At 54.1% G+C, this 22,562-nt stretch carries 19 protein-coding genes; 7 read left to right on the forward strand and 12 right to left on the reverse strand.

What is annotated here, in order from left to right; all coding sequences use genetic code 11:
- Positions 1–168: 168 nt before the first annotated feature.
- Positions 169–765 carry a hypothetical protein gene (locus ONV78_RS26370; protein WP_216739425.1) on the forward strand — a complete coding sequence of 199 codons (597 nt, stop codon included), beginning with the start codon at positions 169–171 and terminating at the stop codon, positions 763–765.
- A 23-nt stretch (positions 766–788) separates the two neighbouring features.
- Here ONV78_RS26370 and ONV78_RS26375 read toward each other — a convergent pair whose 3' ends face one another.
- The 3 genes from ONV78_RS26375 to ONV78_RS26385 form a co-directional block, all read right to left on the reverse strand.
- Entirely contained in the window at positions 789–1,115 is a 327-nt protein-coding gene (locus tag ONV78_RS26375) for a sulfur transferase domain-containing protein (protein ID WP_279507464.1), read from the reverse strand.
- A gap of 103 nt (positions 1,116–1,218) precedes the next feature.
- Positions 1,219–2,619 (reverse strand): DUF5666 domain-containing protein, encoded by a 1,401-nt coding sequence (locus ONV78_RS26380; protein WP_279507465.1) that lies wholly within the window; start codon positions 2,617–2,619, stop codon positions 1,219–1,221.
- Positions 2,616–3,461: a DUF6502 family protein gene (locus ONV78_RS26385; protein ID WP_279507466.1), complete on the reverse strand. Its 846-nt coding sequence runs from the start codon at positions 3,459–3,461 to the stop codon at positions 2,616–2,618. The genes ONV78_RS26380 and ONV78_RS26385 overlap by 4 nt, the downstream gene beginning before the upstream one ends.
- Before the next feature lie 116 nt (positions 3,462–3,577).
- Here ONV78_RS26385 and ONV78_RS26390 point away from each other — a divergent pair, with 116 nt between their 5' ends.
- The gene (locus ONV78_RS26390; protein ID WP_279507468.1) at positions 3,578–5,116 is read left to right on the forward strand and encodes a DUF4382 domain-containing protein; all 1,539 of its coding nucleotides are present in this window, start codon (positions 3,578–3,580) and stop codon (positions 5,114–5,116) included.
- Between the two features lie 94 nt (positions 5,117–5,210).
- Here ONV78_RS26390 and ONV78_RS26395 read toward each other — a convergent pair whose 3' ends face one another.
- The 4 genes from ONV78_RS26395 to ONV78_RS26410 all read right to left on the reverse strand — a co-directional run bounded on the left by ONV78_RS26395 (position 5,211) and on the right by ONV78_RS26410 (position 10,125).
- Positions 5,211–5,960, reverse strand: coding sequence for an MBL fold metallo-hydrolase (locus ONV78_RS26395; protein ID WP_279507469.1), 750 nt, complete (start codon positions 5,958–5,960; stop codon positions 5,211–5,213).
- A 241-nt stretch (positions 5,961–6,201) separates the two neighbouring features.
- Positions 6,202–7,422, reverse strand: a complete 1,221-nt coding sequence (locus ONV78_RS26400) for a 1-acyl-sn-glycerol-3-phosphate acyltransferase (RefSeq protein ID WP_216739431.1) — start codon at positions 7,420–7,422, stop codon at positions 6,202–6,204.
- Positions 7,423–7,522: 100 nt separating this feature from the next.
- Positions 7,523–9,133 (reverse strand): glycerol-3-phosphate dehydrogenase/oxidase, encoded by a 1,611-nt coding sequence (locus tag ONV78_RS26405; protein WP_279507470.1) that lies wholly within the window; start codon positions 9,131–9,133, stop codon positions 7,523–7,525.
- A gap of 89 nt (positions 9,134–9,222) precedes the next feature.
- Positions 9,223–10,125: a LysR family transcriptional regulator gene (locus tag ONV78_RS26410; protein WP_279507471.1), complete on the reverse strand. Its 903-nt coding sequence runs from the start codon at positions 10,123–10,125 to the stop codon at positions 9,223–9,225.
- A gap of 129 nt (positions 10,126–10,254) precedes the next feature.
- Between ONV78_RS26410 and ONV78_RS26415 the strand changes: the two genes are divergently transcribed.
- Together ONV78_RS26415 and ONV78_RS26420 are read left to right on the forward strand one after the other, a co-directional pair.
- Entirely contained in the window at positions 10,255–11,247 is a 993-nt protein-coding gene (locus tag ONV78_RS26415) for an NADP-dependent oxidoreductase (protein WP_279507473.1), read from the forward strand.
- A gap of 180 nt (positions 11,248–11,427) precedes the next feature.
- Positions 11,428–12,669 (forward strand): VWA domain-containing protein, encoded by a 1,242-nt coding sequence (locus ONV78_RS26420; protein ID WP_279507475.1) that lies wholly within the window; start codon positions 11,428–11,430, stop codon positions 12,667–12,669.
- A gap of 75 nt (positions 12,670–12,744) precedes the next feature.
- On the opposite strand, the gene ONV78_RS26425 is transcribed toward ONV78_RS26420, so the two are convergent.
- Complete coding sequence (locus ONV78_RS26425; RefSeq protein ID WP_279507476.1) at positions 12,745–13,914, reverse strand: autotransporter outer membrane beta-barrel domain-containing protein; 1,170 nt, start codon at positions 13,912–13,914, stop codon at positions 12,745–12,747.
- A gap of 593 nt (positions 13,915–14,507) precedes the next feature.
- Between ONV78_RS26425 and ONV78_RS26430 the strand changes: the two genes are divergently transcribed.
- Both ONV78_RS26430 and ONV78_RS26435 read left to right on the forward strand, forming a co-directional pair.
- The gene (locus tag ONV78_RS26430) at positions 14,508–15,707 is read left to right on the forward strand and encodes a glycosyltransferase (RefSeq protein ID WP_279507478.1); all 1,200 of its coding nucleotides are present in this window, start codon (positions 14,508–14,510) and stop codon (positions 15,705–15,707) included.
- Positions 15,704–16,453: a hypothetical protein gene (locus ONV78_RS26435; protein WP_279507480.1), complete on the forward strand. Its 750-nt coding sequence runs from the start codon at positions 15,704–15,706 to the stop codon at positions 16,451–16,453. Before ONV78_RS26430 ends, ONV78_RS26435 begins: the two co-directional genes overlap by 4 nt.
- 49 nt (positions 16,454–16,502) lie before the next feature.
- On the opposite strand, the gene ONV78_RS26440 is transcribed toward ONV78_RS26435, so the two are convergent.
- The 3 genes from ONV78_RS26440 to ONV78_RS26450 form a co-directional block, all read right to left on the reverse strand.
- A complete protein-coding gene (locus tag ONV78_RS26440; protein WP_216739439.1) occupies positions 16,503–17,993 on the reverse strand; it encodes a YdgA family protein in 1,491 nt (496 codons plus the stop codon).
- Between the two features lie 141 nt (positions 17,994–18,134).
- The gene (locus tag ONV78_RS26445) at positions 18,135–19,103 is read right to left on the reverse strand and encodes a hypothetical protein (RefSeq protein ID WP_279507482.1); all 969 of its coding nucleotides are present in this window, start codon (positions 19,101–19,103) and stop codon (positions 18,135–18,137) included.
- Between the two features lie 43 nt (positions 19,104–19,146).
- Entirely contained in the window at positions 19,147–19,977 is an 831-nt protein-coding gene (locus ONV78_RS26450; RefSeq protein WP_279507484.1) for a zinc-dependent peptidase, read from the reverse strand.
- 347 nt (positions 19,978–20,324) lie between these two features.
- On the opposite strand from ONV78_RS26450, the gene ONV78_RS26455 reads away from it, so the two are divergent.
- Positions 20,325–21,422 (forward strand): ADP-ribosylglycohydrolase family protein, encoded by a 1,098-nt coding sequence (locus tag ONV78_RS26455; protein ID WP_279507485.1) that lies wholly within the window; start codon positions 20,325–20,327, stop codon positions 21,420–21,422.
- Positions 21,423–21,443: 21 nt separating this feature from the next.
- On the opposite strand, the gene ONV78_RS26460 is transcribed toward ONV78_RS26455, so the two are convergent.
- Complete coding sequence (locus ONV78_RS26460) at positions 21,444–22,409, reverse strand: helix-turn-helix domain-containing protein (protein ID WP_279507487.1); 966 nt, start codon at positions 22,407–22,409, stop codon at positions 21,444–21,446.
- Positions 22,410–22,562 lie beyond the last annotated feature (153 nt).

Here is a 22,562-nt window from a genome sequence, read left to right on the forward strand (position 1 = left end):
TGACTTCTTGGTTGGCGAAATGACTGAAGCGTCGCATCATTCAGGATTTGCCCTGGGAATGCAAAAATTCAGATGCGCGCTAATCATGGCAAGTCGTTCATCTTGAAGCCCTGTTCTTTACGCGGCTAGAATCCTTCCCCTGAATTCACTCATCAAAGGTCTATGGATATGCAGCAGTCCTCGCCCGCCGCGACCCACGACGGTCGTCGCACACAGGAAACACACGCCAAGAAAGAGGGAAACGGGATCAAGGAATCCAGTTTCTGGATCAGCCAGATATTCATGATCCTGGCGACGGTGCTCGGCGTCTATCTGGCGGCGCAGGAAGGGCTAAATCAGGCGATTATTTTTGACGACCTGACTTCCCAACAAAACAATTACTACTTGCGCAACTCGCTGGCCAGCGAGCTGCAGAGCAATATCATGCAAGCGGAGAAGTATGCTGAATTTGTGAAGTCTCCTCCCAGCCGCAGCGCGATCAAAATGTTTCCGCTGCAGCTCGATTTATTCGTTTGGGAAAGCATGCGTTACTCTCCCTCGGCGTTGGAGACGCCCAGTCAGTTTATCCTCGAAATCCAGCGCTATTACCGGGAGTTGGAAGACATTCGCGGCAAAATTGAGAGCAGCGCCTATGCGCCTCATTACGGCGCAGAGGAAATGAAAAAGCGTACGGAGCGGATGAAAAACGAGGTGCTGCCAAAGTTGCTCGCTAATGTGGATACGTTGAGACGTTATTTAAAAGAACACAATGCGCCCGTTGACTAATCCTTCGCGGCGCAACAATGGCGTTATTTGTGCCGGGTCTCTGACATCACCCAGAGAGAGATACCGTTGCTGACGCTTTTGCAAAAAGCCAGCACCGGCTTCTCGCAATGTTCCATGATATCGATAAAAGAGCTGATTTGAGTTTGCTCGTCCACATTTTTATGCGAAGGAACGCTGTGGTAAGACAGTCCGAGGGCGTCAGCCCCGCGGCGTAGAGATTCTGATTCCGCCTCCTGGTCGGGTTCGTTATTGACGATTGAGCGCACGCCCAGTTGGGCGGCGGCCTCCAGCTCGTCGCTTGACAGGCTGGAGGTGACGTAAAAATCAATTGCTAATCTGGTAATCGACACTGTTTACCGCCTTCTAATCGTAATAGACGCCAATCCCTGATGTAGGACTCTTTGTGAAGCCCTGCGCAAAGCAGTTGGTTTGGCCAGTGCTTGCGCGGGCTCCTTAGTTGTTGTTCTTCACCTTAATTCTCTGCGCCTTGACGGACTGCACGCCGGTCAAGTCGCCTACTATTTCCACAAACGCGCCCACCTTGAGTCCGTTCTGCGAACCGGAGGCGTCACTTATGTCCACGGAGATGCCAAGAATGGTCAGCACTTCGCCGGAGATGGCCGTTACAGGGCCTTCCACTGTTACCGCATCATCCGCGCGCAGGCGTTCAATGCGGGTGGCGGTCAAGGGCGTGGTTCCACTCGCCGCCCGGATGGACAGTCTGTCGCCGCTGCGAATGTCGTCCAGCCCGAAGTAAGGCTGGTGGGCTTCGCTGCGGTCATCGAAGGCGGTCAGTTCATTGACGCTGAATGCGACGCCAAAGATGACGACCTGTTTGTCTGTTTCGCTGACTGAATCCACGGCAGCTTCGACATGAATGTCATTGGTCTTCTTGAAGGTAATCGTTTGCGCCTGCAATACGCCGTCTGCGTCAATCGGCCCTTCTGCTTCAATACGTACGCCGTCAGCCAAATCCTGTTTCTGACCTTTTTTGAATTTGGCGCTGGCGGCGTTGACGGGCTGACCGCTCAGAGAGAAGCTTTGTTGCGACGCAAAGTCAGTGATGATGCCCTCATACTCCAGTCTGACGCCGCTTGCGGACATATCGCCGAGGGCTTTCAGTTTGACTTTCGCGGCGATGACGCCGGTATCTTCAAAGAAGCGCCCGTTGACTCTCACGTATTGGCCAACTTCAGGTTGTCCGCTGGTGAAGCCCTGCAGATCCGCCATGCTGTAATCCACGCTCAAATCGCCGATGACGAAAGTGCGGTCAGGCGTGTCCACGCTTTGGATAACGGCGTTCACCGCTACCTGTTCGCCATCGCTGTAGGCGTCCGCAACTTTCTCGATGCGAGTGGCCACAACGCCTGTTGCGTCGGTTAACCCGCTGATCGCCACCACTTGGCCGATAGCAAGATCGCTGAAATTGAGATTTTCAAATACTGCGCTATCAGGAATCAGCGCGGTTTGTCCCAGTACGGTGATCTCGGCGTTATAGTCATCAATGTAATTCACCTCGGTTATCGGGCCGAATAAGGTTTGCTCAAAACTGACGCGACGAGCGTCGCCAGTGGTTGCGTCAGCATCCAGCGCGCCCTCGATAAGCACCACCATGCCCACTTTTAGTGCGCTTTCGGAATAGCCGCTAATGCTGTCGATAACGATGTCCGCTGAATCGGTCTCATACTCCACGCCATTGACGAATACGCTGCCGAAGCCGCTGATTTCGCCGCGGGCGGCCACTGGCGCGCCAGTGCCTTCAATACCGCCGTCAGAGGATGCGCCGCCGGAGCAGGCTGAGAGCAGGCTGGTGGTCAATACCAGCGCCGTCAGGGCGTACAGGAATCTGCTCATGGCTGCTCCTCGCGGGTTAAGGACTGCTCGAAATAGTATACGCCTATTCCCGCGCGGAATTTTCCGCTGCCCTGGAGCTTGGCATTGACGCCTCTGTCGTACCCGGATAACCACCGGTTTATGCGCTGCAAAATTTCTTCCACCTCTTCTTTACTGCGTCCGCGAATCGCTTCCAGACATTCCATGGGGATATCGTTGTACGCCACGGTGCGCTGGACGCGGGCTTCAGTGCGATCCGCCTCCAGGTTGTGGTCTATGGTGCGAAGCAGATCCGCGACCGCCGTACTCATAATCCTTAGCTTCTCTTTTAAATCAGTTTGCGGCACGTAGCCGTCCACCTTTAGAGCAACCCGTTTGCCCGCTGCCTCTCCCTGATCGCTGACCTCCACGGAGTCCAGTCTGATCAGCTCGTCCAGGACCGCGCGAACCGGCACGTCGCCGCCATAGAGACGCACCAGCTCGCTGAAGCTGTTGTCTCCCTCATCCAGAGGAAGGGAGAGCGGCGCGCCATGTTCGTCCTGAAAGCGAATGTCTCTGATCCAGCCGTTGACGACCCTGGAACTTCTGTTGGCGCTTTGCGCCTCGCCAGTCTCAATGGGGTTGGGCAGTTTCTCCAGTCTGGCGATTTCTTTGCGGTTAATGCCGGTCAATACGGACACTCTGGAGAGGCTCTGCTTACGGTTAGGGAGAGGAAACTCCTCCGTAGCGGCATCTATATAGGCGCGCTTCGCGATCTCCGCGAACTCGTTGTACGACATGCCGCGCCGCAACAGCAGCGCAGCCAAGGGTCGCAATAATTTGTAAATGGCGGCGTACAGCGCCTGACTTAATGCCTGGTTCATGATTTGGGATATTATCGCCAAACTGTTTGTAAAAATGTGAACTGGTTCACAAAACGATTCTGATGTTTGGGCTTATTATCCCAAAAGAACACAACCAACCCATAGGAGTAGATGTCATGAATCGTTGGATTGCCATAGCGTTCACGTTGCTAATCGCCTCATGCGGCGGCGGAGGCGGCGGCTCCGGCAGTGACGACACTTCCGCTGCGGACGCCAAAGTGGGCTTGATCCTCACGGACGCGCCCAGCGGCGATTATACTAGAGCCATGATTACTTTCACGAAAGTTGAGCTGGTAGGCGATCAGGGCAAAGTGACCCTGTTCAGCGGCGAAGAGACTTTCGACTTATTGAGTCTTCCCGACTTTTACGAATTTCTGGACACCACTGACGTTCCCGCCGGCAAATACAGCTCTTTGCGCATCACTACGTCAGACGTAAATTTGTATGAAGACGATGGTGCGGGTGGTGAAACTGAAGTACCTTCCAAGTTGCCTTCCAAAGTCATCAAAGTGGTTAACCAGGGCGGATTCACCGTCACACCGGGTTCCGTACTGTTCATTGAAATCGATTTTGATATGAACAAAGCCCTCAAGTTCACAACCACGGGGCAGGGCAAAGTTATCATTCGCCCAGTCGTGTTCGCCAACATTCGCTCCGAGATCCCCAATAACAAATTCGTACGGGTTCACGGCGACATTGAAAGCGTGGGCGACAACGCCTTTAGTTTGTGCCGCACTCAGTTCATCACAGATACCAGCGCTACCCCGGCGACCAGTTCCGAGGACTGCATGCGCGTGCGGATGGATGAGGATACCGGCATCTTCGCCAGCAATGGGCTTCCCGCTGAGGCGTCGTCATTGGTTGAAGGCGATGAAGTGACGGTCATTGGCCGTCTGGTTCGGACCGTCGCCACGTCGCCCGACATTGACGATGCGAATTTGCCGGAAGAAGGCTACTGCATTGTCTGGTATCTGGATCGCAGCGTGGAAGAGCAGCCTGCCGCGCAGTTGTGCTCAACAATCACCGCCGTGCCTGAGGGAGCGGTTCTGGTTAACAGCCAAGGCGTCGTGGATGCTCATATCTTCGCTATCAATGCGTTGACCATCGAAGAAGGTCTGTTGACCGCATTCAGACGCTACTCCGGTGAAGCGGCGTCCACTGTAGATGTGGATACCAGTCGCTTTGACGTCGCTCTGGATGAAGGGCAGGGCATCGCCACAGATAGCCCCATCGCCGTGCAGTTGTTCCCGAAAACCCGCGTATTTAACGATGCGGGAACCGAGTTGACGCAGGCGGATATCCAAGTGGGCCTGAACGCTCTGATTGATGCGGTGCTGGTGCTGCCGAGCGGAGAGGATAATTACCTGCGCTCGCCTTTCCTGGTGCTGAGTGAGAATGACGAAGAGGCGGGCGTCAGTGGTGAGCTGCTGTCCGTGGACGGCGACAATCTCCGCCTGACAGTCAGCGGCGACGCTGGCGATCAATGTGTTGACGCCGCCGGCGCCAATATCTATCTGGTCGTCACCTCTGGCGATGAGACCACTAAGATGTCCGCCGCGTTCAGTGATCTGGCGGCGGGAGACACGTTGGATATCTTTGGAGAGGAAGATATTGCAGACGGTTGCTTCAATGCAGAGACAATCTTTATCTATTAAAGATAAACAATTGATCACGGGGCGCTGACGATACTGGCGCCCCCTATACAACCGCGCCGGCGAGCAGGCATTTTCTGTTCGCTGGCGCAGTCGTTTATAGCAGCTCCCAGTCCCCCCGCACCAGACGGAAACACTGTCCTTGTTCCGGTAGATAGACATCTTCGCGTTGATATATCAGGTCGCCCAAACGGTCCTTTTCCTGTTCCAGAACCTGATATAGGCATATCAGGCTACCGGCTTTGAAAGTGAGACCATGATAGGCCTCCCAACTGCCGTGAAAATCATGTCGGTCTTTTTTAATCGAACGGCATTCGAGAAATATCAAATCCGCCTCGCCAGCCAGACGTAAGGGCGCTTCCAACAGCACGCCTTCTCCGTTGAAGAACAGAGCTCCGTTAGGCCCGGACAGCAACAGGGCGCGATTGGGCGCGGCATGCTGAGTCATGGCGGTGGACAGATTCCAGGGACCAACGGCGAGTCCTTTATCGGACTGCTTCCAGCGCAGTAGAAAGCAGAGCCGTTGCTCAGGCCAGATGGCGTAATTCAGCAGATTTTGCAACAGGGGGCGATGACCGTGAGGCGTAATCAGCACCAAGGGCTTGGTGCGTCCCTTGGCGTGCATCCAATTTACCAGGGTAATAAGGCCGGCTGCGTGGTCCGGGCCGCAATGGCTCAGCAGAATGGCGTCGATATCCTCGATGGCGGTCTCTCGCCGCCACAAGGCCTGAGGTACGCCGGGGCCACAGCCGATCAGCATCTGAAAACGCTCTTCCGTGACGAGCAGGGATGAGTTTACCCGGGCGCGGTCGTAAGCTTCACCGCTCCCCAACACTTCAATGTGCATAGCTTTCCTCATAAATCCTGGGGCCTGGACGGACTGTCTATGTTCCGTACATTCCAACGAGCGATGACGGCGTCGATTATCCTGGGCTGCGCCGACGCGTCAATGCGGCCGCTCATTGTAACCAAATACAACGGCGTCAGGGCAACTCCCTTTACGTTGCAAATTGGATCAGGCGTTGTAAGTTAATTTATTGAATTTAAAAAGATACAGAACGGCGGCGCGAGGCCGCCGTGGGGGGAGATCAGGTTTGCGGCGCGGAATCTCCCGGAGCGCCGGCGAACTTGTTGATCAAAGGATTGGCGTACATTTCCAGAATGTAGCGTTGCAGCAGGTTAGGGTAGCCGCCGACCCGATCGGAGAACTCCGAGGCTTTTTGCCCCATTTCATCCCGATCCAGGTTGTCCCAGGCCTGTCTGGCCTGTCCCGCCAGCTCCTGCAGACGATGCAGCGACTCCTCCTGTAAATGAGCGAAAGACTCGCTCAGCGTTTTCAGCTGCTCAAACGCCAGAATATTGGAGGGGAACAGCTTGTAGTTGCGGGTAATCTGCCGATCGATCGCGGCGGCCACTTCTTCCGCATCCTCAAAATCCTGTTGCAACGGCTCGCCGAAGGCAATGTGCACACGACCTTTGGGGCAGGAGATGCCGCGGATGATGCTGGCGATGTCCTCGCCTTCGCCCTTCACATATTCGGACTGCTCCCGCGCCTGCAGTTCTTTCGCTTTGAGCAGATCGCAGGGATCGTATTCATAGGAAATGGACACCGGCACGATATTCATGCGTTTGATGGTGTCGCCGAAGGCCATGCCTTGCTTGCGGCCATAAATATTCAGCATCTTGATGATGGCCGGATCGGTTTTGTCCAGGCCATTCTTCGCTCTGCCTTCCCGCTGTGCGATCCAGATGGAGCGATTTTGCGCCAAGGTGTCGTCAATATAGGCGGAAAGCTGGGTTAACGCCTGCAGTTTGGCCTTGTGACCCTCTACCGAGCGCTTGACCGTAAAGCTCCGGTTGAGACGCATGATGTCGGACACCAGCGGGTTCGACAACAGGTTGTCGCCGATGGCGATTTCCACGAGTTCGCGACCGGATTGATACAGCGCGAAGTTGACCAACGCTGGGTCCATGGCGATGTCGCGATGATTGCTGATGAACAGAAAGGCGCGGTCCTTGGGAAGCTTGTCCAGCCCTTCATAGGTGAAGCCGGAGGTGGTTTTCCTGACGGTGTTGGTCATGAAACCCGCCACCATGTCCTGAACATCGTGTATGGTGTTGATTCTGCGCAGATTGTGCTGCAGATTGCGTCTTACCAGGAACGAGGTGAGACTGCGGCAGTATTTGGATAACCTGGGAAACTTATAATGTTCTATGGCCCTGACGAGTTGCTCGTCATGGCGCAGCCGCGAGATCACCTGAGGAACTTCATCATCCCTATAGGGACGAATATCATCAAATGTACTCATGAATTATATTTATGCTCATGCTTGTTGGACGCGCAAGTGTCTCATTAATGTTACAGCCGGTCCATTACAAAATGTACGTGAATTGCTGTGATAATGAGCGCTAAGCGCTTGTTTCTTTAAAATATTCCGCCCACTTTTCATCCGCTTCGTCACCGAACAGAATCCGGCAGGCCTCCAGCAAACCTTGGGCGTTTTTAATTTTATCACGCCGCACCACCAAAGATATTTTCGATCTTCGGCGTAGAAAGTCATCCAGTTTGGTCACCATTTCACGTCGCGCCGCCTGTTCTATCTCGCAACGCAGGTACTCTGCATTCTCGATCAGCAATTCCGCCTGTCTGGGATCTGCGCGAATAGTCTCCAGCAGGTCGAAGGCGTGCGCAGCGTAACGTCGCCACAGTCTAGTCGACAATTTTTCCGAAGACGACGGCGGCGTCAGGCTGTCGAGGCCCATGAGTCGGGCCTGGTGCATGAACTCCTCTTTCACCCGGTTGGGAGGCTCCCCGTACCAGATTTTATCGGGGTAGGGCGGATACATCCCAAGCGCGGCGGCGGCCTGACAGATCTCATCGCCCACATTCAGGCAGTCCGTGAGCTTACCGCCGAAGATACTGATGTGGCGGGTCTCGGCATCGACCTCAATCACGTGTTTGCGCGACAACTGCAGCCAGTCCGTCTTGGCGCTATTGTCGCCTTGCACCGCCAACGGCCGAACGCCGCATCGTTCGGCCACCACGTCGCTTTCCGTCAGCGGTTGCGGCAGGCGCAAACGCGCATTGATGTTGTCCAGCACGAACTTGCGGTCTTCCGGCGTCACGGTCGCATAGGGGGATTCCATGCGCGTATCCGTTGTGCCGATGCAGGTTTTCGGCCCCATGGGAATGACAAAAAACAGGCGGCCGTCGTCAGCGAAAAAAGTCAGCACCCGCTTGTTATTCGTTATGCGATCGACAATCAGATGGATGCCTTTGGAGAAGGCGTGCCGGCACTTGGTTGTTTGTCCGGTCAGCCGGTTGTGCTCATCCACGAAGGGGCCGCAGGCGTTGACCAACAACCCCGCACGGATCTGGAACTCTTCCCCGGAGATATTATCCCGGGCATCGATGGTCCAGATGCGGTCCGCCCAGCGTGCGCTGACGGATTCCACGTAATTGGCTGCGATGCAGCCGTAATCCATGGCGCGGCGGATGAAGTTAAAGACGAAACGGGCGTCGTTGTCATGCAGAAAGGCGTCGGAATATTCGAAGCCGCCTGTGCTTCCCTCCGTATTCACGATAGGCTCTTCACGACCGATCCGCTCTGGCGTCAGGTAATGGGGGAAGCGCGTGAAGCCATTGCCCATAAACCAATACAACACACCGCCCAGGTAGAGAAACCAGGGCGGATAGCGAAATCCTTTTTTGATCGTGGTGAAGAAGCGGATTTCCTGCACGGTAGAGGGATAGCTGCGCATCAGCTTGTTGCGCGACATACAGAGTTTGCGCACCAGGCCGAACTCGTAGGTTTCCATGTACTTGATGCCGCCCCAGGCCAGGTTGGAGGACTCCTGGCTGGTGAAGCCGGCGAAGTCGCCCCGATCTATGAGGGCTACTTTCAGTCCTCGCGCGGACATGGCGGCGGCGGAGACGGCGCCATTAACGCCGCCGCCGATCACCAGGGCGTCGAAACTGAAGCGGCGGAGCTTGCTGAGATTATTGTCTCTGAGCTGCATGAAAACCGGGTTCCTCTGAACAGGAAGTACGACGGTTGTGGTTGTCTTTTATCCAGTATTGCAGGCAAGAACGGATTTCGCGAATTCCGCTAGCCCTGCGCAAGTCTGGAAACCAGGAAGTCTACCGCGGCTTTGACTTTGGGAACGGCGTATTTGGGGCGTTGATAGAGCAGGTAGATGCCGAGTTGGGTGGCGCGACTGACATGCAGAGGGTAATCCAGCTCCAGGATGTGAAACCCGGCTGGAAGAGCGCCTGACCTCAACACCCAATTCGGCATCATCGCCAATCCTTTGCCTTCACTGGCCCACTGTCGCAGCAGACGAGGGGAACTGGTGATCAGGGCGGGCCGGATATCCACCTGTCGCCAGCGACCGTTGATGTTGGCCTGCCAGTAAAGCACTTGATCGGAAGTGCGGAAGAAGATCCCCCGGTGCTGGCTTAAATCTTCTATCCGTAGCGGCATTCCGTAACGTTGCAAATAGGCGTCGGAGGCGGCCAGTGAGAAGTTATTGTCGTCAATATACTTGGCCACCACCCGTTCATCTGGAATCTGTCCGGCGCGCACGGCGATGTCCACCGTATCCCGCATGATATCGACCACCTTATCCGTCAGGTCGATATCAATGATGATCTCGGGATAAAGCGCCTCAAACTCGGGCAGAATCGGCACGATCCGACTTTCACCGTAAGAGGGGCTGCAGCTGATGCGCAATACGCCCGAGGGCTTGCTGCGGTAGTTGACGATGAGTTCATCCGCATTATCGAGGCCGCGCAATATCTGGCTACAGTGCTGGAGATAGATCTCGCCGATTTCCGTCAGCCTCACGACCCGGGTAGTGCGGTGTAGCAGGCGTGCGCCCAGTTCTTCTTCCAATGCCTGAATCTGGCGGGTGACGCTGGATACGGGGATGTCAAAGTGTCGTGCGGTATCGCTGAAACTACCGGTTTTTCCCACGTGATCAAAAAAACGCAACGCTCTGAGTTTATCCATGTGTTCTATATTTTTGCTGAAATGACAAAAGTTATTTGAAATTTAGCATGTTTATCTTTCTCAAGGGCAAAAATAAACTGGTTTCAGAATTTCAAGATTGATAAACCTTCTACACATAAGGAGCGCGCCATGAGCTACAAAGCAGTCAAATTAGTGAAAAGACCTGAAACAGACATCACGCCGGCTTGTTTCGAGCTGGTGGAACTGGATGCTCCTGCGCTGGAGCCAGGGCAATTCCTGATCAAACAGACCCATATGTCGCTGGACCCGGCGATGCGTGGATGGATGAGCGCGGCGACCGACAGCTATATTCCTCCGGTCGGCCTGGGTGAAGTCATGCGCTCCAGTGGCGTCGGAGAAGTCGTGGAATCCAGGAATGACAAGTTTCCCGTTGGCGCCAAAGTGGCGGGTATGTTCGGATGGCGGGAATATCTGGTCAGCGGCGGCGAAGGCGTCTCCATCATGCCGCAGGAACTGCCGGCGGAAGCGATACTCTCTGTGCTGGCCTTGCCTGGCGTGACCGCCTACCACGGGTTGATGGAAGTGGCGAAGCCCAAGGCCGGTGAAACATTGCTGGTTTCGGGCGCAGCAGGTTCGGTGGGCTCTCTGGTGGGCCAAATCGCCAAGGCTGAAGGGCTGCGGGTAATTGGCGTCGCTGGCTCGGAGGAAAAGCGCCGCTGGCTGGTGGACGAGCTGGGCTTTGATGCAGCCATCAATTACAAGACGGAGGATCTGGCGGAGGCAGTGAAAGAAGCGGCGCCGAACGGGATCGACATTTATTTTGAAAATACTGGCGGCCCTATTCAGCATGTCGCCATGGCCAATATGAACGCGTTTGGACGTATCGTGGTGTGTGGAGTGATCGCCGACTATAACGCTGCGACCCCGGCGCCGGGGCCGAGCTGGACGCAGATCGTGAAGAAGCGCCTCAGTATCCAGGGTTTCACGATGCCGGATCATATGCATCGCTTCGGCGAGTTGTCGCAAAAAGTCGGCGCATATCTCCTGGCGGGAAAAATAAAATACCGCACTCATGAGTTGAATGGTCTGGAAAGCGCAATAGAAGGGATCAATCTGCTGTTTACCGGCGCCAATGAAGGCAAGCTGTTAGTGCGTCTGTAATCGCCATTCTCGTCGTTATATTTCTCCGTGCGCCGCCGCAGAGGTTGCGGCGCTGCGGAGAGATGTAAATTTTATGTAAACACTTCCCGCGCTTTTTTTACAAACTCATGTCTGATGTCTTTGTGTCTGCAACCGTATTCTGACTCCAACGCAAAAACATTGCATTGAAGGAGCCAGAACATGAACATCGCAACTCGTCCTACACAGACATCATCAACACATTCCGCTGGCGAGCCCGGCCATACTCCATTCCGCAAAGCGTTGCTGGCGACAGCGATGTTGGCGTGTTGCGGGTTTTCCGGGCTGGTATGGAGCGCTGGAACACAGGCGGAAAATGTCGAGCCCGTGACGCAAGCAGCGACTCAGCCATCTGTCATCGCCTCGCGCATACAGTTAGCTATTTTGCTGGATACGAGCAGCAGTATGGACGGCCTGATCAATCAGACTCGCAATCAGCTGTGGAAGATGGTGGACGAATTCTCCAAGGCCAAGAAAAACGGCGTCACGCCAATACTGGAAGTGGCGGTGTATGAATACGGCAATGATGGGCTTTCTTCCCAAAACGGCTACATTCGCCAAGTGACTGGACTTACCAGAGAGCTGGATCGGGTGTCCGAGGCGCTGTTTTCCTTGACGACCAATGGCGGCGATGAGTTCTGTGGCTACGCTATCAACTCCGCGGTAAAAGAGCTGCAATGGAGCCAATCGTCCAATGATATCCGCGCCATCTTTATCGCCGGTAACGAGCCTTTCACGCAAGGCCCGGTATCCTTCCGGGAGGCGATTGCTCTGGCCAAACAGAAAGATATAACCGTCAACACTATTTTCGCCGGAGCCTATAACGAAGGTGGAGAAAGTGGCTGGCGCCAGGGCGCGCAACTGGCTGGCGGCAATTACATGAGCATCGATCAGGACCAGCAGGTCGCGCAAATTGAAGCGCCTCAAGATAAAGAAATCGCCGCCTTGAACGCCAGGCTCAACGAGACCTATGTGCCCTATGGCGCGGGAGGCGCGGCGGCGTCCAAGCGTCAATACGAGCAGGATGCGAACAGTCAGAATGTCTCACTTGGTTTGCTGGCGCAAAGAGCCAAGTCCAAAGCTTCCGTTGCTTACGATAACTCAAGTTGGGATTTAGTGGACGCCTACGAAGCCGGGGACGTGGCGCTGGAGGAAGTAGAGGCGGAAGCATTGCCGGAGCCGATGGTTGGGATGAGCAAAAAGGAAAAAGTAGAGTATATAGAAACGAAGAAAACAGAGCGCAAGGCGTTGCAGGACAAAATTAAAGCCTTGAGCGACGAGAGAGAAGTTTATGTCGCGGAGGAGAATCGTAAGGCGGCCAAGTCGGACGCGAATACAGTCGATGAAGCGCTAATCTCCGCCATCCGTAAGCAAGGCGAACAAAAAGCTTTCGAATTCAAATAGGCCATCTTCAACAGCATCCTGCATACAAAAAAGGCGGCCTAAACAGGCCGCCTTTTGCGTTCAAGATGATAAGACTTACAGCTCGTAACGCAGACCTGTGTTGATCTGGTAGGCGCTGCTATTGTCATAGCTGACGTTTTGCTGGTAATCGATAAACGCTGAAACGCCATTCTTCATAACAGCGACTGCGCCCAGGTTGAAGATGTAGTACAGGCTGTCTTCGCCATCCGGGCTCAACTCAAACTTGGTCGCGTCAGAGTCGCCGATAAAATGGAACTTGACCGGGCCAAAGTTAGTGCTTGACTCGCTTACCGCGGAAGCCTGGAAGCTAGGCTGCAGCACGCCCCAGTTGTAGCTGACGGGATAGGTGGCTTCAAAGCCGGCGCTGGTTGTCATCTGGTCGAGGTTTTGCTCGCCGACATGTACGGACCAGCCTTCGCCGCCAGTTTCGTCAAAGCTGTCGATTTCCGTGTTTGAGTAGTTCAAACGCAGGAAAGGCTGTACGGACAGCGCGCCGCTGTTAAACATAACGCTTGCTTGCAGCGCGAGATTCAACTGCTTGCTGTCGGTTTCGCCTTTAGCTGTGGCGGAGAACTCAGAACCGGATTCGGTATAGTTAATGCGACGCTTGGTGTTGTAGTCGCCAGCGCCATAGCCTACCTGCATATCCAGACCGAAATTGCCGATGTAGTAAGAACCATAACCCGTCAGGTTGTAGGCGTCCGCATCCACACCGCCGCCGCTTTCAGAGAAAGACAGGTCGTTCTGTCCCCATCCCAGCGCAGCGCCGACTAACAGGTTTTGGCTGACGCGGTAATCGGAGCCCAGGGTAAAGCCGTCGTTATCATATTCGTATGCAGATTCACGATCGGTCCTGTCATGCTCCACTGACTCGCGGTGCAAGCTCAGGAACACGCCGAAAGGAGAAGTCTGAGCGTCGCCAGCGGCTCCGCCAGTCATGACCTGCTCACCCCAGGTGCGGCCGTTCACGGTCACTTGAATATTTTCGTTATCCTGACGCAAAGAAGACATGCGCTTGAAGATACGATTAGTGTGCGCTTGCGAGGTCTCAGACGCGACGCGTAACAGGGAAAGGGTTTCTTCTGGCGCCAGTTGGTTGATGATGGCGTCTACTTTACTGGAATCTTCTTCCGCCAAGGTATATAGCGCCGAACAGCGTTGTGCGAGTTTGCCTTCTTCTCCCTCTGATTCGACAGAGGCCGTGCTACAGATTGCATCAAGCACGCTTGAAACGCGTCGGTCGTTTTCACCTTCGGTATGCTCAGTTAAACTCGATGGCCCAATAACTTTTATAGTAACTAAAGCTGTGCTTTCGATTCTTTCTAGTGGATGTGTCGCGGGCTCATCGACACATCTTGAGAGCATGGTCTCATCCTCGTCTTCTACAACTGTAGGTGGATCGCAATCATCGCCAGAACCGCCGTAGTCTCCATCATCCATAGTGTAGTGAAACGTGTCTGTACCCACAAAACCAGGATCTGGAGTGTATCTGAGCGTAGACCCCTCATCTCTAGTAATCGTGCCATGTGCTGAACGATTATCAAAGGAGACTAATCTAAGGGGGGCGTCGAGATCAGTTGTATCGTTTGCTAAAACATGAATGACTACGCTTTCATTCATGTTAGTCGTAGCAGAGTCGTCGTTAGCCACAGGCGTAGCATTCGCCAAGGGCGCCATCGCAGCGCCCGCAAGAAAATACAGGGGCAATTTGTTCCGTTGCATGTTTAACCTTAGCTGAATAATGTAGTTAGAATTTTGGGTCGCACATTGTACGTAAAATGGGCGCATAATTGAAACTGGGGGAACCACTATAAAACATGAGCAAGTTGGTATTTTGCTGGGAATTAGGCGGCGAACTAGGTCATTTGGCGACACTTTCTGAATTGGCGCGTGAATTTGTCAGTCATAATCACCAGGTGACTGTGATATTGAAAGACCTTTCCAAAGCGCCGCATTTTTTTGCGGATATTCCCGTGACGGTGCTGCAGGCTCCGGTGTGGCCGGCTAAAGGGAAAAAAGAGCAACCCAGTAGTTGCATCGCTGATATTCTATTGAAGAGAGGCTATGAATCCGTGGAGGGTCTAGCCACTTTGGTCAGCGCCTGGCAGACGTTATTTCGACTAATACAAGCTGACGCCCTTTTTTTTGATTTTGCTCCAACCGCCATGTTGGCGTCGCGTTCGTTATCCCTGCCCAAATTTACGATAGGCGCCGGATTCAGTGAACTTTCTCCTGGTCAGCCAAACCCCAATATTCGGCCTGAAACCGCCGACTACAGTCAGGTATACGAGGCTGAATCAAACGTGGTGGCCAATATGAATCCCCTGGTGCAGGCGATGGGGTTGTCGCCATTATCATATTTGTCGGACCTGTTTCAGGTAGACTCTGCGTTTATCGCCAGTTATCCAGAGCTCGATTTTCAGGCGGCGCATCGGCAGCATGCTGTGTATTGCGGTCCGGTTGCGGGAGATTTTCCGGGAGAAGTCGCGGTGTGGCCGCATAACGCCGGGAAGAAAGTGATCGCTTATCTGAAGCCTTTTTTTCAGCATCTGGAAAACGTATTGGACGGCATAAAACGTCTTGGTGAAACCGCTCTGGTTGTCTGTCCGGGGATCTCTGAGGATCTTATCTCGCGATATCAGGGTGACGCTTTGCGAATCTATTCGTATCCTGTCGCTTTGGATCAGGCGCTGAGCGAAGCGGACCTGTCGATATGCCATGGCGGCATGGGAATGCTGGCGAAAAGCGTTAAGGCAGGTGTTCCCATAGCTTGCCTGCCCACTCAGCAGGAACAATTCCTCAACAGTCGGACAGCCAGTGAAAGTGGTGTTGGTGAGATGGTTAACGGTGAAAATGTTGACGCATTGGTCGGCAGCCTGCAGAGATTGCTGACTTCGGACGCTCTTCAGTCCCGGGCTCGCGAGTGCTCAAACAAATACAAAAGTCAGCAGCGCGGCGCCGAGCTGATTCGCCAACGGGTCGAGGCGGTGTTGGCGCAAAGGGGGCGAAAGTCTTGAGAACAGTCGTTATTCAATCGTTTCGCACCCATGATGTTCCGCCCTGGGTGGAAAAATGTCGACGCAGCGTAGTTCAGTGGGCGCAGCTTCAAGGTTACGAGTATCTCTTTTACGACGATCGTTTCTTTGATTGTCTGCCTGATTGGTATCGAGCGCGCACCGGCGGCCAAATTCACCTGATGGCGGATCTGGCGCGCTTGGAGCGTGCGGCGGAGCTGCTGGCGGCGGATTATGAGCGTGTGATCTGGGTGGACATTGACGTATACATCGGAGCCCCTGAACGTTTGGCGGTTGCAGACTCGGAGAGTTTCGCATTTTGCCGTGAAGTGTGGATCAGCGAGAGCGAAGGCGCGCTGCATCGATATCATCGGGTGAATAATGCGATCGCCGTTTTTTGCCGCGATAACCCGTTTCTGGATTTTTACCGATACTCCTGCAAACAGATGGTGCGCCACGACGAAACGTTGCGTCACGTGACTATTGGCACCTCCTGGTTAACGCATTTGCATGAACGGGTGCGCTTTCCCTTGCTGAACCATGTGGCGTTACTCAGCCCCTGGGTTTTGCAGGACTTGAGTCGGGGGGAGGGTAAGTTTCTGGAGTTGTATCGTCAGGAATTCGCTGCGCCGGTTTATGCGGTGAATTTGTGCCTGACCTTTAGGAACAAGAATCTGACAGGACGAACGGTGACGGATGGAGATTTTGAGCGCGCCATTTTGCATTTTGCGCGTTTGGGGGCGGAATAGCGCCTCTAGGCGCTATTCCTTTTCAAAGGTATGCCAGGTATTTGCAGCATCAACCGCCGTTCGGGTTGAAAGGCTGGCCGTTAACGGTTAATCCGCCTTTGGCGAAGCCGACTTTGGCGCTGTACTGAGAAGAGGCTTCATCGTAGTTCAGCAGTCCCATTTGGACATACATTTGCGCCATGTTGGAGAACTGCATGAGCAGCATCTCTTTCATTTGCGCTTTGTCTTCGTCGGTCAGCTCCATTGTCTTGCTTTGCGCAGCGACCATGACATCCGCATAGCTGCTTACCAGGGCTTCATCGAGTTTGCCCTCGGCGTTTAACAGCACGTTCGCCATCAGGACTTGCGGCTGTTCTTTCAGAACGTCGGCGGATAGCTGGTCAACGCCATCCATACGCAGATCTGCGTTGGCGTTGAAGCTGTTTTCGCCCAGCTTAAGTTCCCATTTGTCGATCTTAATATCCGCTTTTTTCGCCAGGGTAATCAGGTCGCCCACAATAATGTCTTTCTGGTTTTCCAGTTCGGTCAGGAACTGGTCAGGATCGGTGGAAGCGGTGGCCTGGGTGTTGATTTGCTTGATGACGCCCACTAAGCGGTTAGTGGCTTCTGTTTCAAAGTTATTGAATGATAGATTCAGAGCCATGGAGCCCACATCCATTCCGTCATACAACATATCGTTCACATTGATGAACGCGGCGCTGCTAAGCAGATTTTCTGCGATGGTGTCTTTGCCTTTCAGCGTAATAGTGCTGACGCTGAAGTTCTGGCCATCTTCACTGCCGATTTTGATGTCGCTGATAACCTGCTCGGAAGAACCCGCCCACAGGTGTTCCAGAATTTGGTTCGCTTCCATTTTCAAGGTGTAAGAGCCAACTTTCACGTCGCCGACTTTCTCACCATTGTGAGCGGCTACATTGAGGCCCTGCCAATTAATGTTCGCCACCACGTGATCGCGAGCAGGACTGACGCCGATAACGCCCTGCATTGGCGTGACGTTAATCTTTATCGACTTTCCCTCTTCTTCTTTGTCCACGTTGATAGGCTTGGAAGAGAAAGTAATAGTGTTGGAGCCATCGATTTTGAAGGCGGACTCAATCGTGAAGGGGCCTTCTTCGCCAAACTGCTGGGTGTAGAAATCCGCCAATTCTTTTTCAGAAGTGAAGACTTCCGCCAAGCCGCAGTCCGCCTGATTTTGTAAAGGCATGACGCGGGTGGTTGCGGTCAGCAGTCCGCCTTTCAGCAAGGTCATGTAGTCGTGTTTGATTTCTGTCACCAAATCCAGACAAACAGGCTGGTCGCCGCCAGTACCCATCATGCTCTGGAATTCGGGGGAAAGTTGCAGACGGTTAATCGCCTTGGAACTCAGAAAACCTTTTTCGTATTTTTGAACGGTCAGTTCAACAGGCAGGCCATTAAAGGCCAGATATGAAGAAACGTCCTGTACGCCAGCGTCGAAATTCTGTTCGGCTTTATGTGCGATGACAAAGGGAGCCGCGGCCACTGCAACGGCGATGGGCGCCGCTAACCATATTTTTTTCATATCGAATTTACTTATGTGAAGGTGTGTGACTGAGTCATTCGGCATAGACTCAAGCTTACAAAAGGCGGAAATTCTAGCCTTTTTGGCGGGGATGTCTATATGGGGGACTATCTATATCCCCCAGACGGGTGTTATGCGGCGTCAGTCGAACCAGTTATGGGAGCCGCCGGAATTGTGGTATTTGGGAAAATCGGAAAAGGAACTGCGCAGGGTATCGATAGAATCCACCCGGATAAAATCCTCTTCCTGAAAGAACGACGTTTTGGTCACCGGCTCGCTGACAACCTTAACGACCCGGTAAGTGAATTCATTGATTTTGCTGACCACCTGCGCGGTTTTGACGATGGCTTTCCCGGTTAGCTTCAATGCTTTTTCCAGGCGCGGATCAAGACCGCTATCTCCGTCTTTTTCATCTTCCTTTTTGGACTTGTCGACTTGCTTGGGCGCTTTTTCCTGCATCCGCAACGTTACTTTGAACGGGAGACCGGTGACTTCATCCGGGATTCTCAACTCAGTGTATCGCAGCCAGTCTCTGGGAATGCCCAGGTGGTCACAATGAATCGTCGTGTATAGCTCTGGCGAGATGGAGTCCGGTTGTGTGATGTCCAACTGCTGGCATTGGTATTCGTCATAAGTCACTGGGTCCGGTTGCGCAACAATGAGGGTGTCCTTCTCTTTTTGTGCGCCATTGAAGTAGGTTCCGAAACCGAAGCGATCATAATCCATGACGCTCCATCGCCCCTGACTTTCCATGTATTCCAGATATTCTTTGATGCTGACCTGAGTAAAGTACTTTTCTGACCCGTTGCGACGAAACATCAATACGGCATCTTTCAAAGGGTAAATAGTGACGCCTGAATAATCATTTTTAGAATGAACCACCACTCTTTGAATGGCGTCATGGTCAACGGTGTAGACGATATCGTCCCGCGTGACGTACTTCAGGAAATCATCTTCCTGGATCGCGTAAATGTGTCCAGTGAATGCTGACTGGACCGCATTGGCCGCTGGTGTGGATTCCTCCGCTTGAATAGCGACGCTGACCATTGACAGCGCGGCGCTAAACAGCGAACCAAGGAAAAACGATGAGGAGCGGAGGTGTCTGGGCATAACGTGGGATCATTGTAAAGTGTGAGGGAAAAGCGCCTCGGAGTTATACCCAATCCCTGGGGTCCACACAATAGTAGTTGCGTAGCTCGCGAAACAGCTCAGGGTGTTTCTCCGCCATTTCCTTGGGCTTTTCGTAGAAAGTTTCCGTGGCGACGGCGAAAAACTCGGCGGGGTTGGTGGCGCCATAATAGTCCATAACCGACTTCTCTCCCTTGAAGGCGCTGTCACGCAATATATTGAATTCATCCGACAATACGCGCGCCCAACTTCGGTAACTGGTGGGCGTTCGCAGCAATGGCGCGCCGTTGGTGGAGCCGGACTCGCCGTCCAGTTGATGGGCGAACTCATGCAACACGACATTGTGGCCATCCGTAAAATCGCGGGCGCCGGCGATCACATCATCCCAGGACAAAATGACCTTGCCATTGTTCCAGGACTCTCCCAGCAGACCGTGAGAGGACACAGCTGCGGTTCCGTCGTCATTGATGACCTCGCGCTCGGCTCTGAATGCTTCTGGATACACCAGGATAAAGCGCAGGTCGTTATATTCATTGGTGGACCTGTTCAGCAGAAGCAAGCACGCTTCCCCGGCGATAGTGACCCGCATTTCGTCGGTTATTTCCAGACCCGCGCAGCCATAGAAGGTTTTCTGGTGCAGAAAGACGTTGATCAGTCCCTGCAGCTGGTGTTTAAGAGTCACGGGGAGTCGTTTGTAGACTGGCAGGTTGGCTTCCAGAATGACTTCCCAGGTTTCCGGAAATGGCGTGGCGCGAATTTTCCTGAGGCGTTGGTTGGGATACCACATGACCATCACCACGGCGCTGAGTGCGAGGATCAAAAACACAATAAAAGGAGCCATCTCTTTCCAACTCATATCAACACTGCCTTGTACCATTAATCAGACAGACAAATAGCTTCCTTCTATTATTTGTCTGCTGTCTGCAACGACAGGTCCCGCTCATGTCAGGCTCTGTCTCCCGCGGCTACCCGCCGCGCAGGCGCATCCATCCGCCTGATTATCAACATGCCAATATCATTGCCATGTTGATATCGGATTACACTGAAACCTAGTGTACCCCGATAGCGCGCCTGAGCGTAAATGTGAGGACTCGGCTAAACAACAGGTTACGTGATTGTTATCCGTAGTCGGCGAATGAGGGGGGGAAAGAAAGGTGAATGAGGGGGAAAGAAAATGGGTGGAAGAATTGGGAGCCAATAAGCATGAGTCAGGACAATGATCGTCAACGTGAGGCCCTGCAAGGGTCTCTGCTGGGGCTGATGGTCGGCGACGCAATCGGCCTGCCGTGTGAGGGGATTGGTCCGAAGCGTGTGGCGCGATTGTTTACGGGACCGTTGCGGCATCGCCTGTTCTTTGGAAAAGGCATGATTTCCGACGATAGCGAGCATGCGGCCATGACCGCCGCCGCGATGGCGCGATATGGCTCCGATGCGGATCAGTTCGCCAGGAATCTGGCGTGGCGTTTGCGTTGGTGGCTGGCGCGTCTTCCGGCTGGAGTTGGACTGGCCACCGGGCGTGCGATTATTAAGTTGTGGCTGGGATTTCCCGCCAGGCGCAGCGGGGTCTGGTCTGCAGGCAACGGGCCGGCCATGCGCGCACCGATCATAGGTGTGGCCTTGGGGGCTGAGCCAGAGACATTGCTGGCGTATTTGCGGGCGTCTACTGAGTTGACCCATCGTGACCCGAAAGCCCTGGTCGGCGCCATCGCCGCCGCCCGCGCGGCCTATTTGGCGGCCCAGGGGCAGGTCGAGATAGCCGCTTACAAGTCAGATTTGCAATGTTTATTTACGCAACTGGAGCCATCTACGGCGACCAAGGCGGCGGTCAGCGAATTCAATACGCTGCTGGATAGTTTGGGCTTGGCGTTGCAAAAAGGTCTGTCCCCCGCGCAGTTTGCGCAACAGCTTGGGCTGGAGCGGGGCGTGACAGGGTATATGTATCACACCATGCCGATAGTGCTGTACGTCTGGCTCCAGCATCAAACGGATTATGCCGCGGGGATTGCGCAGATCGTGGCGCTGGGCGGCGATACCGATACCACCGCCGCGATCCTGGGCGGCATTTTGGGCGCGGGAGCAGGGGAGAAAGGCATACCCGCCTCCTGGCTGCAGGGAATATGGGACTGGCCTTTCAATCCTGACTACTTCAGAGGGTTGGCGGAGTGTGTCGATCTCGCCATTCATGAGGGGAAGTCGATGAGGACGTCGCTTCTGCCTGGACCTATGCTGTTACTGCGTAATCTGGCGTTTCTGGTGATCGTCCTGTGGCATGGTTTCAGGCGTCTGGCTCCGCCATATTGAAGCCTTTGTCGGCCAGGATGTTTACTCTTTTCCTTCATAAGTGGAAGGCGGCGCGCCGAAACGGTTTTTCCAGGCTTTGCGGAAAGCGTGCGCAGATTGGAAGCCCACTGTCTCCGCGAGACGTTCGATATTGGCGTGACGCCCCTCCCGCATTAATTTCTGAGCGACTTCCAGTCTCAGTATCAATTGATACTGCTTGATGCTGACGCCTGTGGCGAGCCGGAAGCGACGCGTCAGCTGCCGGTATCCCAGGTTGATTTCCCGCTCCAGTTGCCCTGCGGTCCAGGGAAGTTCCGGCGCAGCGGAAATGCGGTCCTGCAAGCGATGCACCTTATGATCCAGATGATTGCGGTAGCGCCGGCGCTCGGAGATCTGCGCCTGTTCGCCGTCTCTGCGCGCGTAGATCACCAGCTCCCGGGCGATATGCTGCGCCAGATCGTCATCAAGTGTCTCCGCCATCCAGGCGAGAATCATATCCGTCCCTGTGGTGACGCCCGCTGACGTAATGATGGGGCCATCGCACACATACAGTCGGTTCTCCAGCACGGTCGCACTGGGTTCGGCCAGCCTCAAACTGTCCACATGGCCGTGATGAGTGGTGCAGTGGCGATCGCGCAGCAGCCCGGCTCGGGCCAAGTAGAAGGCGCCGGTGCACACCGAGGCGATAGCGGCCTGAGGATAGCGTTGCGCATAGTTCTGTAACCACATCAGGCCTTGCTGACTTTCCTTGTCGCTGATCATGTCATCCTTGTACTTGCTGCCGTTGACGATCAGCAGATTGAAGACGACGTCGTCAGCAGGCAATGAGGCCAGCCCGCTCAGGGTGACGCCCTGGTAACTGGCGACTGACGGGGCAGGAGAGAAGAAAACCAGCTCCACTTGCCCTGGCCGATGATCACTGAGAGTGCGCAGCGCCTGCGCCGGGCCGGATAAGTCAAGCAGATGGGTGTCGGGGAAAAGCAGAAAGCCTATTTTCAGTGGCGTCATAGCGGCGATTACTCGCAGTCAGCGGAGGCGGCGATGAATGCTACTGGATTCGCCGTCACCGCCTGTTGCACATCTTTCAGTAAAATGACCGAAAAGTTACTAATGATGTCCCTGTCGGCGATGTCTAATCGTATTGCATTATCTTAGTCTTAA

This window comes from Hahella sp. CR1 (assembly GCF_029813005.1).
Lineage (GTDB): Bacteria > Pseudomonadota > Gammaproteobacteria > Pseudomonadales > Oleiphilaceae > Hahella.

Excerpts from the sequence above, each read along its gene's own strand:
- ONV78_RS26390 (WP_279507468.1), top strand. The coding sequence starts at position 3,578 with ATGAATCGTTGGATTGCCATAGCGTTCACGTTGCTAATCGCCTCATGC.
- ONV78_RS26415 (WP_279507473.1), top strand. The coding sequence starts at position 10,255 with ATGAGCTACAAAGCAGTCAAATTAGTGAAAAGACCTGAAACAGACATC.
- ONV78_RS26455 (WP_279507485.1), top strand. The coding sequence starts at position 20,325 with ATGAGTCAGGACAATGATCGTCAACGTGAGGCCCTGCAAGGGTCTCTG.
- ONV78_RS26450 (WP_279507484.1), bottom strand. The coding sequence starts at position 19,977 with ATGAGTTGGAAAGAGATGGCTCCTTTTATTGTGTTTTTGATCCTCGCA.
- ONV78_RS26420 (WP_279507475.1), top strand. The coding sequence starts at position 11,428 with ATGAACATCGCAACTCGTCCTACACAGACATCATCAACACATTCCGCT.
- ONV78_RS26460 (WP_279507487.1), bottom strand. The coding sequence starts at position 22,409 with ATGACGCCACTGAAAATAGGCTTTCTGCTTTTCCCCGACACCCATCTG.
- ONV78_RS26445 (WP_279507482.1), bottom strand. The coding sequence starts at position 19,103 with ATGCCCAGACACCTCCGCTCCTCATCGTTTTTCCTTGGTTCGCTGTTT.
- ONV78_RS26400 (WP_216739431.1), bottom strand. The coding sequence starts at position 7,422 with ATGAGTACATTTGATGATATTCGTCCCTATAGGGATGATGAAGTTCCT.
- ONV78_RS26410 (WP_279507471.1), bottom strand. The coding sequence starts at position 10,125 with ATGGATAAACTCAGAGCGTTGCGTTTTTTTGATCACGTGGGAAAAACC.
- ONV78_RS26380 (WP_279507465.1), bottom strand. The coding sequence starts at position 2,619 with ATGAGCAGATTCCTGTACGCCCTGACGGCGCTGGTATTGACCACCAGC.
- ONV78_RS26370 (WP_216739425.1), top strand. The coding sequence starts at position 169 with ATGCAGCAGTCCTCGCCCGCCGCGACCCACGACGGTCGTCGCACACAG.
- ONV78_RS26385 (WP_279507466.1), bottom strand. The coding sequence starts at position 3,461 with ATGAACCAGGCATTAAGTCAGGCGCTGTACGCCGCCATTTACAAATTA.
- ONV78_RS26395 (WP_279507469.1), bottom strand. The coding sequence starts at position 5,960 with ATGCACATTGAAGTGTTGGGGAGCGGTGAAGCTTACGACCGCGCCCGG.
- ONV78_RS26430 (WP_279507478.1), top strand. The coding sequence starts at position 14,508 with ATGAGCAAGTTGGTATTTTGCTGGGAATTAGGCGGCGAACTAGGTCAT.
- ONV78_RS26440 (WP_216739439.1), bottom strand. The coding sequence starts at position 17,993 with ATGAAAAAAATATGGTTAGCGGCGCCCATCGCCGTTGCAGTGGCCGCG.
- ONV78_RS26405 (WP_279507470.1), bottom strand. The coding sequence starts at position 9,133 with ATGCAGCTCAGAGACAATAATCTCAGCAAGCTCCGCCGCTTCAGTTTC.